The organism is Actinokineospora pegani (assembly GCF_009745975.1).
In the GTDB taxonomy this organism is placed as follows: domain Bacteria; phylum Actinomycetota; class Actinomycetes; order Mycobacteriales; family Pseudonocardiaceae; genus Actinokineospora; species Actinokineospora pegani.
In genome coordinates this window covers 28,248-41,242 of the sequence record NZ_WHOL01000017.1, presented here as the reverse complement: position 1 = coordinate 41,242, position 12,995 = coordinate 28,248, and the positions used below count along the sequence as shown (strand labels likewise).

The following is a 12,995-nucleotide window of genomic DNA, read 5'->3' as shown; positions in this document are numbered from 1 at the left end:
GATGGTTGACGCAGCGGGGATCAACGCAGCGGTGGTCCAGTCGATCGGGCACCACATCCCGCCCGGCAGGCAGACCAACGACGAGCTCGCCCTCGTCATCGACACCAACGACGAATGGATCCGCACCAGGACCGGGGTGCGGACCCGGTCGCGGGCCGCGGCCGACGAGCCGACCTCGGTGCTCGCCGCCCGCGCCGGGGCGGCCGCGCTGCTGGGCGCGGCGGGCACGGAGATCGACACGGTGGTGGTCGCGACGACCACCCCGGACATGAAGTGCCCGGCGACCGCGCCGCTGGTGGCCGACGACCTCGGCCTGACCGGCGTGACCGCCTTCGACGTCAACTCCGCGTGCACCGGGTTCCTGGCGGGCATGTCCGTCGCGTCCGGCCTGATCGCGGCGGGCAGCTCGCGGGGCGTCCTGCTGATCGGCGCCGAGAAGTACTCCTCGAGCGTCTACGAGCTCGACCGCGGCACGGCGCCGATCTTCGGCGACGGGGCGGCGGCGGTGGTCATCCGCCCCGGCGAGGCGGGCGAGGACGGCGCGATCGGCCGGGTGCACCTGGTCTCCGACGGCGCCCTGCGCTACCTGGCGCACGTGAAGGCGGGCGGCAGCCACCACCCGTTCTCCGCCGACATGGACCCGCACGACCCCTACCTGCGGATGGACGGCCGCGCGCTGTACCGGCATGCGGTCGCCAAGATGGCCGAGACCTGCCAGGACACGCTGCGGGCGCGGGGCGTGGGCGTCGACGAGGTCGACATGCTCGTCGCGCACCAGGCCAACGCGCGCATCCTCAAGGAGGTCGCGGGCAAGCTGGGCGTCGACCCGGACAAGGCCCTGGTCGACCTCGCCGACATCGGCAACACCGCCGCCGCCTCCATCCCGATCGCGCTGAGCCGGGCGCACCACCGGGGCGGGCTGCGCCCCGGCGACACCGTCCTGCTGACCGCGTTCGGCGCGGGCGCGGCCTGGGGCTCGACCCTGCTGCGCTGGCCCGCGATGGCGTCCACAGCGACATCCACAGCGGCCCGCGAGCTGTCCCAAACCGGGGCGAACCCGTTCGAGCACAGGAGCACACCATGACCACTGTCAGCCTGGACACCATCGCCGACGACCTGCGCGACCCGTCGCTGCAACTGGAGTCCGCCCTCGAGGGGCTGGACATCACCGAGGCGACGTCGCTGACCCACGACCTGCAGATGGACTCGCTCGCCCTGGTGGACTTCATCGTGTTCCTGGAGGGCAAGTACGACATCAGCGTCGCCGACGAGCGGCTGGCCTCGATCGACACCATCGGCGACGTCGTGGCGCTGGTCAACGACCTGGTCGCGGGTGGGGAGAGCCTGGTCAATGGTTGACAGGGAGAACATCGAGTCCATCTCCGGCCTGGCCCCGATGCAGAAGGGCATGCTGCTCAGCCACGCCGTGGACGGGGAGTCCGACGCCTACGTCGAGCAGTTCGACTTCACCATCACCGGCGAGGTCGACGTCGAGCACATGCGCGCCGCGCTCGTGGGCCTGTCCCGCCACTACGGCGCGCTGCGGTCGGTCTTCTCGTTCCGCAACACCGACGACCCGTACCAGATCGTGCTCAAGGAGTGGGCGCCCACGTTGGACGCCCTGGACCTGCGCGGTGAGCCGGAGGTGGACAAGGAGGTCGAGGGCTTCAAGGCGGCTGACCGCGCCCGCGGCTTCGACCTCGGCAAGGACGTCCTGCTGCGGGCGGCGCTGCTGCGCGTGGGCGAGGACCGCTGGCACCTGGTCTTCACCTTCCACCACATCGTCATGGACGGCTGGTCGCTGGGACCGCTGTTCGGGACGTTGTTCGGCTACTACGAGGACCTGGTCCGCACCGGGTCCTTCGAGCAGCGGCGCGAGCAGCACCCGTACCGCGACTACATCTCCTGGTACGAGCGCCAGCGCACCGACGACGCGCGCCGCCACTGGGCGGAGGTCCTCGACGGCCACACCACCGAGACCGCGCTGCCGACCGACCGGCGGGCCGACGGCTACCGCAGCGCCACGCACCGGTTCCAGTTCGACGACGAGGCCTACGCCGGGCTCAAGCGGTTCGCCCAGCGGGCGCACGTCACGCAGAGCGCGGTCTTCCAGGCGGCCTGGGGCGTGGTGCTGCAGAAGTTCACCCACGCCGACGACGTGGTGTTCGGCAGCGTCGTGTCCGGCCGGTCGATCGAGCTGGCCGGGATCGAGGACATGCTCGGCCTGTTCGTCAACACCCAGCCGGTGCGCGTGACGACCCGCGACGACGACGACTTCGCCGGGCTGTGCCGGGCCGTGCAGGACGCGTACCGCCGGGCGAACCCGTTCGAGTACTACCCGCTCTACGAGATCCAGGGCGCCACCCCGCTCAAGAGCGGGCTGCTGAACCACGTCGTCGCCTTCGAGAACTACCCGCTGTCCGAGCAGTTGCGCACCTTCAGCAGCGACGACGACAAGGGCCTGCGCTTCGAGGGCGTCGACGTCGTCGAGCGCACCAGCTACGACCTCAACGTCATCGTCAACCCCGGGGCCGACCTCACCGTCACCTTCACCTACAACGAGAACCTGTACTCGCCGGAGTTCATGCGCGTGCTCGAGCGCAGCCTCGTGCGGGTGTTCACGGCCGCCACGGACAACCCGGGCACCCGGGTCAGGGACATCGAGATCGGCGACCAGCCGCCCGCGGTCGTCGACCCGTCGACGGCAATCCCGGTGGACTCGACGCTGATCGACGTGTTCAAGGCCGTCGTCCGCGAGCAGGGGGACAAGACCGCCCTGGTGTGGCGCGGCAGGGAGTACACCTACCGGGAGCTCGACCGCTGGTCCGACGCCGTCGCCTGGCAGGTTCGCGACCTCGGCGCCGACCCGGGCGAGGGGCTCGGCGTGCTGCTCGACCGCCGCCCCGAGCTGGTCGCGGCGCTGCTGGGCCTGGTCAAGAACGGCAACCACGCCGTCCCGCTCGACCCCGCCCACGCGCGCGTGCTGCGGCCCCGCCCAGCGCTGACCTTCGACCAGGGCGGCACGCACCGCTTCGCCATCCCGTTCGAGCTGGTCGACCGGCTGGACGCGGTCGCCCGGGAGTGGGACTCGTCGCGGTTCGCCGTCGTGCACGCCGCGCTCGCCGCGGTGCTGGCCAGGTTCTCCGGCGGCTCCGAGGTGGCCGTGGGCGCCCCCGCCGACCACACCCTGGTGCTGCGCGCCGAGGTCGACCCGGCGGCGACGTTCGCCGACCTGCTCGACCACGTGCGCGCGGTCGACCTCGACGCGCCGTTCGACCGGGTCTGCCTGGCCTTCCCGAGCGCGGCGGCCGCGGAGTCCGACCCGGGCGCACTCGGGTTCGACCTGCGGCTCACGGTCGACGACTCCGGCGCCGCGGAGCTGGACCACGCCGCGTCGGTCGACGGGCCGACCGCGGCGCGGTTCGCCGAGGCGCTGCTGCGCGTCCTGGGCGCGCTCGCCACCGACACCAACGCGGTCATCGGAGACGTGGATCTGTCCACAGCGGACGAACGCGCGCTCGTGCTGGGGCAGTGGAGCACCACCGGACCCGACGTCGGTCCCGAGGCGACCCTGGTCGAGCTGGTCGCGCGGGCCGTCGAGCAGCACCCCGACCGCCTCGCCGTCCGGTTCGGCCAGGTCGCGGTGACCTACCGGGAGCTGGACGCGCGGGCGAACCGGCTCGCCCGGGAGCTGATCCGCCGGGGCGTGGGCCCGGAGTCGCTGGTCGCCGTGGCGCTGCCGCGCTCGATCGAGCTGGTCGTCGCGCTGCTGGCGGTGCTGCGCGCGGGCGGTGGGTACGTCCCGGTCGACCCGGCCTACCCGGCCGACCGGATCGCGTACACGCTGCGCGACGCCCGCCCGGTCTGCGTGCTGACCACCGCCGAACGCGACATCGAGCTGCCCGACGACCTCCCGGTGGTGGCGGTCGACGGCATCGATCTGTCCCGTGTGGACACCGGCCCAGTGGCTGACGCCGAGCGCGGCCACCCGCTGCACCCGGCCAACACCGCCTACGTGATCTACACGTCCGGCTCGACCGGGCAGCCCAAGGGCGTGCCCGTCCCGCACCGCAACGTGGTGAAGCTGTTCGCCAACACCGCCGCGCGGTTCGGGTTCGACCACACCGACGTGTGGACGCTGTTCCACTCCTACGCCTTCGACTTCTCCGTCTGGGAGATCTGGGGGCCGCTGGTGCACGGCGGCACGCTCGTGGTGGTGGACCACGAGACGTCCCGGTCCCCGGAGGACTTCCGCGCGCTGCTGGTCCGCGAGCGGATCACGGTGCTCAACCAGACCCCGTCGGCGTTCGACCAGCTCGCCGCCGCCGACCGCCAGGCTGGCGCCGACGGCGCGCTGGCGCTGCGCCACGTCATCTTCGGTGGCGAGGCGCTGGAGCTGCGCCGCCTCGCCGACTGGTACGAGCGCCACCCGGAGGACTCGCCCCGGCTGGTCAACATGTACGGCATCACCGAGACCACCGTGCACGTCACGCACCGGGCGCTGGACAAAGCGACGGTGGCCGCGGCGACGGGCAGCTACGTGGGCGGGGCCATCGCCGGGCTGCGGGTGCTGGTGCTCGACGCCCGGCTGCGCCCGGCCCCGGTCGGCGTGCTCGGTGAGGTCTACGTCGCGGGCCCGCAGCTCGCGCGCGGCTACCTCGGGCGGCCGGGCCTGACCGCGCAGCGGTTCGTGGCCGACCCGCACGGGCAGCCCGGGTCGCTGATGTACCGCTCGGGCGACCTGGCCCGCTGGACCGCCGACGGCGAGCTGGCCTACGCGGGCCGCGCCGACGACCAGGTCCAGGTGCGCGGCTTCCGGATCGAGCTCGGCGAGGTGGAGGCCGCGGTGGCCGCGGCCCCCGGGGTCGCCCAGGCGGTCGTGGTCGTCCGCGAGGTCACCCCCGGCGACCGGCGGATCACCGCCTACGCCGTGCCGGAGGCGGGGGGCGCGCTCGACGTGCGCGCGGTGCGCGACGCCGTGGCCGAGCGCCTGCCCGCCCACATGGTCCCGTCGGCGTTCCTGGTGCTCGACGCGATCCCGTTGACCGCCAACGGCAAGCTCGACCGCGGCGCGCTGCCCGCCCCGGCGGTGGGCGCGAAGGCCGCCCCCCGGGTCGAGTCCGTCCTGGCGGACGCGGGTGTGCGGCACGTCGTCACGGTGGCGGGGTTCGCCGACCGCGCCCCCGACCCGGCCGGGGTCCTGCTGCTCGACGAGCCCGCCGAGAGCGTGCCGGAGTTCCCCTGGCAGCGGGACCTCAACCGCGCCGACGCCGCTGTGGTGTACACGGCCGGACCGGGCGGCAAGCCCGTGGGCCGCGAGATCACGCACCGCGAACTGCTGGCGCTGTCCGGCGACCGGGCGTTCGCGGCCGCGGACCAGGTCGTGCCCTCGGCCAACTCGCCCGCCGCCGACCTCGGCGTCGCCGAGACCTGGGGCGCGCTGCTGCGCGGCGACACCCTCGTCCTGACCGACGAGACCGGCTTGGTCGACGCGCTCGCCCAGGCCACCGACCTGTGCCTCACGGCGCCGGAGTTCGACCGGCTCAGCGCCGATCCCGGCGTGTTCGCCCCGCTGCGGCGGCTCGTCGTCCGGGGCGCGGTCCCGGTCGGCAGCCTCGCCAGGGTGCGGGCCGCCTGCCCCGCGCTGGTGATCACCGCCGCCCACGGGCCCACCGAGCACGCCACGGTCGCCACGGTGCACGAGGTGCGGCCCGAGGACCTGCTCCGCGACCGGGTCCCCCTGGGGCGGCCGCTGCGCCACTCGACCGCCCTCGTCCTCGACCGGGGGCGCAAGCTCCTGCCCCCGGGCGCGATCGGCGAGCTGCACTTGGGCCCGCTGCCCACCGGCGACCTGGTCCGCGAGCTGCCCGACGGCGCGCTGGAGCTGGTGGGGCGCACCGACCACCCGGCCACGGGCCCCGCCGCCGAGCGGGGCGCGGCGGGCGAGCCCAGGCAGCTCCGGCACCTGTCCGACACCGAGCGGGCGCTGTTCACGATCGTCGCGGAGCTCATCCCGGCCGAGGACGTCGACGTCGACCGCAACTTCTTCGACATCGGCATCAACTCGCTGAACCTGTTGGCCATCAACAACCGGCTGCGCAAGCTCCTGGACCGCGACATCCCGCTGCGACTGCTGTTCGAGCACACGTCCATCGCCGCGCTGGCCGGCTACCTGGATACCGCGGTCACCGCAGGCTCTGCCGATCATGCGGACGAGACCGGGCCCGAGGACACCTCGTCGGAGGAGGAGGCCGAGCAGGCCGCCGTCACCACGAGCCAGTTCCTGCTGCGCCACCTCGAGGACGAACCGGAAGGAAGCCCTGACCATGCCTGAGCCCACCGCCGTCGAGCGCCAGAACACGGGGTTGGAGATCGCCGTCATCGGCATGGCGGGCCGGTTCCCCTCGGCCGGGGACCTCGGCGAGTTCTGGGGCAACCTCGTCGACGGGGTGGACGCGGTCTCCCGGTTCACCGACGACGAGCTGCGCGCGGCGGGCGTGCCGGACGGCGCGCTGGACGACCGCGCCTACGTGCGGGCCAAGGGGGTCTTCCCCGGCCTGGAGCACTTCGACGCGGGGTTCTTCAACTACACCCCCGCCGACGCGACCATGCTCGACCCCCAGGTCCGGGCCCTGCACCAGGAGGTCTTCCACGCGCTGGAGGACGCCGGGTACTGCGCGGACGGGCGCGGCGAGTCGATCGGGCTGTTCCTGGGCGCGACGAACAACTTCGCCTGGGAGTCGCACACGCTGATCAAGTACGTGCGGTCCGCCGACCTGTCGTTCAGCAGCTCCCAGCTCAACGACAAGGACTACGCCGCGACCCGGATCGCCTACGCCCTCGACCTCAAGGGCCCGGCGCTGACCCTGCACACCGCGTGCTCCAGCTCGCTGGTCGCCATCGACATGGCCTGCCGCACCCTGTGGACCGGCGGGTGCCAGCTCGCGGTGGCGGGCGGCAGCGGGCTGACGCTGCCGCACAAGAACGGCTACCACTACCAGGAGAACATGATCCACTCCCCGGACGGGCACTGCCGCGCGTTCGACCAGGGGGCGGGCGGCACCGTCGAGGGCAACGGCGCCGGGGCCGTGGTGCTCAAGCGGCTGGAGACCGCGCTGCGCGACGGCGACCGGGTCTACGCCGTGATCAAGGGCTCGGCGGTCAACAACGACGGCAACCGCAAGGTCGGCTACACCGCGCCGAGCATCGAGGGCCAGGCCGAGGTCATCCGCAAGGCCTACCGGGTCGCGGGGGTCGCCCCGGCCGACGTCTCCTACGTCGAGGCGCACGGCACCGGAACCGCGCTCGGCGACCCGGTCGAGTTCGAGGCGCTGAGCAAGGCGTTCGACGCGAGCAAGCCGGGCACCGTCGGCCTCGGCTCGCTCAAGGCCAGCATCGGGCACCTGGACACCGCCGCGGGCGTCGCGTCGTTCATCAAGACCTGCAAGGTCCTCGAGCAGCGCCGGGTCCCGCGCAGCCCGCACTTCGCCGCGCCCAACGAGAACATCGACTTCATCGACAGCCCCTTCTACGTGGTGGCGCGCACCGAGGAGCTGACCAGGAAGCGCGCGGGGGGCAAGGACCTCCCGCTGCGCGCGGGCGTCAGCTCGTTCGGGATCGGCGGCAGCAACGCCCACCTGGTCCTGGAGGAGCCCCCCGCCGCCCGGCCCACCCCGGACAGCGGGCGCGCCTGGAACACCTTCGTCGTCTCGGCGACGTCCGAGGCGGCCATCCAGCGGATCAAGCAGGACTTCGCCGACCACCTCGGCGCGCACCCGGAGCTGCGCGCCGCGGACCTGGCCTGGACGCTGCAGAACCGGCAGCGGCGGCTGGCCCACCGCTACGCCGTGGAGTTCACCGACGCCGCCCAGCTCCGCGAGCGCCTGCTGGCGTCGCTGGCGGCCGACGAGCGGCCCGCCCGGCTGGCCAAGACCGCCCGGCGCGACGTGTACTTCCTGTTCAGCGGGTCCGAGGCCAAGCACCTGCGGATGGCCCACGACCTCTACCTGTCCGAGGACGCCTTCCGCGCCCACCTCGACGCCTGCTTCGAGGCCAGCGAGGCGATGGGCGACAGCGTGCCCCGCGAGGTCTTCCTCGGCGACTCGGTCGCGGCCGAGAAGCAGCTCGACGACCTCGAGACCGCCGAGCTGGTGCTGTTCATGGTCGAGTACGCCCTGGCCAAGACGCTGATCGGCTGGGGCGTCAAGCCCAAGGGCGTGATCGGCCACGACACCGGCGAGCTGGCCGCCGCGTGCGTGGCCGAGGTGTTCTCGCTCGAGGACGGCATCCGCCTGGTGCGGGCCAGGGGCAGGCTGCTGGACACCACGCCCGAGGGCGCGCTGACCGCCGTGCGGGCCGCCGAGGACGTGGTCCGGCCGCTGCTGACCAGGCAACTGGCCATCGCGGCGGTGAACAGCCCGCAGGACTGCGTGGTCTCCGGGACGCCGGGCGCCATCGCCGCGTTCGAGAAGCGCTGCGCCGAGCGGGGCGTCGACACCGCCCGCCTCGACGCGGGCCGGGCGGGCCACTCGCGGCACGTGGACAGCGTGCTCCCCGCCTTCCGCGACGTCGTCGAGCAGGTGGCGCTGCACCAGCCCAAGATCCCGTTCGCGTCGAACGTGACCGGCTCCTGGATCACCCCGGAGCAGGCCGTCGACCCCGGCCACCACACCGCGCAGGTCCGCGACACGGTGCGGTTCAAGGACTGCGTCGAGACGGTCCTGGAGCGCGGCGACGCCGTGTTCGTCGAGGTCGGCCCCGGCGGGGTGCTCTCGGCGTTCGCGCGGGCCACCGGCGCGGACACGGCCATCCCCGTGCTGCGCGACCGCGCGGACGACATCCGCGACGACGAGCACCTGGCGCGCGCGGTGCGCCTGCTCTGGGAGGCGGGCGTCGCCCTCGACTGGAAGGCCTTCCACCGCGGCCGCAAGCCGAGCAAGGTGGCGCTGCCCGCGTACCCGTTCGACAAGGTCGAGTACCCGGTCGACGTCTCGGAGTTCCAGCGCCTGCGCGCCGAGCCCGACGACAGCGCCGAGACCACGGCCGCCCCGGCCGGGCCCGCGCCGCTGCTGCGCCTGGCGTGGTCGGCGCTGCCCGCCCCCGAGGGGGACGAGCAGCCGAAGGTCCTCGTCGTGTTCACCGACGACGCGCCGAAGCTGCGGCGGCTGCTGGACCACATCCCGCACTGGCGCGCGCTCTACGTGACCTCCGGCCAGTCCTACGAGTTCCACGGGTCGGGCGCGGTCGTCCGCGACCACCACGACGAGGACCTGCGGCGGCTCGTCGACGACCTGGGCGAGCACGCGCTGACCGGGGACACGTTCGTCGTCCACCGCGACAGCTACGCCTCGGCGATCACGCTCACCCGCAGACTGTGCTCGCTCGCCGCCGGGATGGCGCAGCGGTGCGTGTCCGACGTCGTCGTGCTCGACACCGGCGACTTCCTGGCCACCCGCGCCGACTTCCTGCCCCGGCTGGCCGGCCTGAACCACGAGCACCCCGAGGTGCGCGTCCGCGCCCTGCGCGGCGACCCGGCCCGCTCGGGCGGCGACCCGTGGCGGACGTGGGCCCAGGCGCTGCGGGCGGAGCTGGAGACCCCGCGCCCCGACGCCGTCGCGGTGCGCCACGAGGGCGGGCGGCGGATGGTCCCGACCATGGCGCCGGTGCCCGAGCACCGCGCCGGGCGGGCGGGCCGGACCGCGCTGCTGTGCCCGGCCGACGCGGTCGAGGACGTGGCCGCCGCGATCGGCGAGCACGGGCGGGGCATCCAGGTCGTGCCCTTCGCGCTGCGGTCCGACGCCGCGCCGACGAACACCGGCGGCGGGCGCGTGGCGGTGCTGCCCTGCGTCACCGGGAGCACCTGGGACGAGCTGGCCGCGGCGCTGTCGGCAGGCGTGCGCGAGCTGCCGTCGGTCGACGCGCTGGTCGTCTGGGACGTGCGCGGCGGCGGCGGCGGTGTCGACCGGCGCGCGCTGTTCGGCCTCGCCGGGCGGCTGGCCGGGGAGCTGCGGGCGTCCTGCCAGGTCGTGGCCCGGCCGGGGCTCGACCGCGGGTGGGACAGCGGCATGACCGGCTGGCTCGCCGACAACGAGCTGGTCGACGCCAAGTTCGGGCTCACCAGGCTCTACGCGTTCGACACCGTGGTGGGACCCGTCCCCGACCTGTTCCGGCGGATGGCCGCCGCGGGCGTGCGCACCGCCTACCACGGCATGGACCCGCTGGCGGCGCGCAAGACCGTGCCGACCGGCGACGAGTCCGACGACGGCGACGAGCACGCCGCGGTCGTGGCCGTCATCGAGGCCACCCTGGCCAAGCTGCTCGGGTTCGCCGAGGTCAACACCCGCGCCAACATGATGGAGCTCGGGCTGGACTCGGTGAAGCTGGTGCAGTTCACCAACGCCCTGGAGCGGCACGACCTCAAGGTCCTGCTCGCCGACGTCTACAACCACCCGACCGTCGACGGCCTCGCCGGACTGCTCGTCGGCCGCGCCGCCAACGAGGCGGGGGAGGACGGCGCCACCCCCGACAGCATCGCCGCGGCGTTGGGTGAGCGCCTGGGCCGGGCCTGCGCGTTCCACGAGTTCCAGCCGGAGCAGGACCCGCTCATCCTGCTGTTCGTCGATGGCTTGGACGGCGACTCGGACAGCGACCCGGATGACGACCTGCGGCCCCGGGTGGTCCGCGAGCTGAACGACCTGCGGGTGCCCCACGGCCTCGCGCCGCACTACATCCTCCCGCGCGCGGCGGAGGAGCGCTTCCTGACCGAGCGGACCTTCGAGTCGCTCGGGGTCGGCGCGGCGGCCGGGGACACGGCGGCGGTGTTCGCCGAGATCGACCGCGGGCAGGAGGAGCTGCGGGCCGCCATCGGCGCCCAGCCGGTGAAGTGGACCTACCCCATCAGCGGGATGCAGAAGCAGCACTTCGCCAGCGAGGCCCGGTTGCAGCTCTACCTGATCCAGTTCCGCCGCCTGGTCGACGTCGAGGTCCTGCAACGGGCGATGACCGACGTCGTCGGCCGCCACGGGCTCATGCGCAGCTTCCTGGCCAAGGCGCGCGGCAAGTTCCGCTGGAAGGAGTTCGACGCCCCGGCCGCGCTCCCGCTGCCGAGCCTGGACCTGTCGCGGCTGGCGCCGGAGCAGCAGGCCCGGCTGCGCGATGAGCTGATCGAGCGCGAGTGGAGCGTGGACTTCAAGACCGCCGACCGGCCGATGTACCAGGTCGTGCTGATCAAGTACAACGAGCGGCACTACGACCTGCTGTTCCAGTTCGACCACTCGATCTTCGACGCGACCTCCGGGCAGACCCTGCGCGGCGACCTGCTGCGCAGGTACGAGGAGTTGGTGGCCGGGACCGCCCGCGCGATGCCCGTCGCCAAGAGCTACCGGCACCTGCGGGACCAGATCACCAAGGGGCCGGTCGGCATCACCGCCGAGGAGATCGTCGAGCGGTTCGAGCTGGAGAAGTACGCCCGCTGCACCAAGGCGGTGCAGGACAAGGCCGCCGCGCACGCCGACGCCAGGATCCAGGCCGTCCGGTACTCCATCGACCTGGCCGACTTCCCGGCCGACCACGACGGCGAGGTCGAGCCGTTCTCGCTCGTGGTGCACCTCTACGCGCGCGTCGTCGCCCGCCTGATGGAGGTCGACGACGTCGCGCTCAACCTCCTGTTCGGGTCGCGGGTCTTCGAGGACAAGGACTACTCCGACGTGATGGGGATGGTCCTGGGCGGCATGCCAGCGGTCGTCTCCGGGCAGCGCGGCACCAAGGACGACCTGGACGCCGTCATCAAGGACAAGGTCCGGGTGATGAACCAGAACAACGTCAGCTTCCTGGACCTGGTCCACGACCTGAAGTCGCTGGTGCGCTACCGGAAGGTGCTCATGGCGGTCAAGGACGTGATGGGCGGCCGGTCGACGCGGCTGAGCTGCCTGGTGAACTTCGTCGGCAACGTCGAGGACGAGTACGACGCGGTGTGGGACCTGATGCTCGAGCAGCTCGACGGGGACCAGGGCAAGCTCGACTACGCCGACTGCTACTGCAACGCGAAGATCAACAACGGTCGGCTGGACCTGCTCATCCTGTGCAAGTGGGTCCAGGACCCCGACGAGATCCGGGTGATCCTGGACGAGGAGGTCGAGCACCTGACCGGCCGCGCCGCCGCGACCTCGCTGGCGGTGGGGCAGTGGCTGCTGGCCGAGGCGGAGGCCGTCGACACCGCGCGGTCGACCTCGCTGCTGGGCATGGACTGGGACCTGTTCCCCGGCGTCTGGCCCGCCAACCCGGGCACGGCCCTGTTCACCTCGTGGCTGCCCTACGCCGACGACCGCCGGTTCCTCGAGGTGGGCTGCGGCGCGGGCGTGACCGCGGTGGTCGCCGCGCGGCGCGGCTGCGCGCGGGTCGTGGCGCTCGACGTCGACCCGGCGGCGGTGGACAACACCAGGGCCAACGCCACCCGGCACGGGGTGGCCGACCGGGTCACGGCGATCACCAGCGACCTGTTCGGCGAACTCGGCGAGGCCGACCGGTTCGACGTGGTCTGCTGGAACCCGCCGATGATGAACGCGGATGCCGACCGCGGTTTCAGCAAGCAGGTGGAGCAATCCGGAATCGATCCCGGGTACGCGCTGCACCGCCGGTTCTTCGACGAGGTGCACAACCACCTCGCCGAGGGCGGGCGCATTTATCTGGCCACGAGCGAGACAATGGGCGATTCGAGGGAATTGCTGCGGCTGGGCACCGAGGCGGGATTCGTCGGGCACAAGTACCGGTCCGAGGCGGTCGAGATCCCGGCGGCCGCCATCGGCTCGGTCCCCGGTGCCGACAAGCACGGGCTGCTGAGCCTCGACTTCTCCCTGTACGAGTTCCGGCGGCCCGCATGACACCAAACATCCATGGCTGCACGACTCCCACCTGGGCAACGTTTGGGCAGGTCACAGCTTCGACACCACGATGACACCATTGAAGTCTTGTCACGACACCATCATGGTGTCATGATG

4 protein-coding genes are annotated in these 12,995 nt (G+C 72.9%); all 4 read left to right on the top strand.

All coding sequences use genetic code 11. The features are described 5' to 3' along the window. Position 1 precedes the first annotated feature (1 nt). The 4 genes from GCL84_RS00715 to GCL84_RS00700 are packed head-to-tail and all read left to right on the top strand — an operon-like array spanning position 2 to position 12,878. Positions 2 to 1,084, top strand: coding sequence for a beta-ketoacyl-ACP synthase 3 (locus GCL84_RS00715; RefSeq protein WP_156753354.1), 1,083 nt, complete (start codon positions 2 to 4; stop codon positions 1,082 to 1,084). After that, the gene (locus GCL84_RS00710; protein WP_156753353.1) at positions 1,081 to 1,359 is read left to right on the top strand and encodes an acyl carrier protein; all 279 of its coding nucleotides are present in this window, start codon (positions 1,081 to 1,083) and stop codon (positions 1,357 to 1,359) included. Before GCL84_RS00715 ends, GCL84_RS00710 begins: the two co-directional genes overlap by 4 nt. Next, positions 1,352 to 6,334 carry a non-ribosomal peptide synthetase gene (locus GCL84_RS00705; protein WP_156753352.1) on the top strand — a complete coding sequence of 1,661 codons (4,983 nt, stop codon included), beginning with the start codon at positions 1,352 to 1,354 and terminating at the stop codon, positions 6,332 to 6,334. The genes GCL84_RS00710 and GCL84_RS00705 overlap by 8 nt, the downstream gene beginning before the upstream one ends. Then, entirely contained in the window at positions 6,327 to 12,878 is a 6,552-nt protein-coding gene (locus GCL84_RS00700; RefSeq protein ID WP_156753351.1) for a type I polyketide synthase, read from the top strand. Before GCL84_RS00705 ends, GCL84_RS00700 begins: the two co-directional genes overlap by 8 nt. The last annotated feature ends 117 nt before the right edge of the window (positions 12,879 to 12,995 follow it).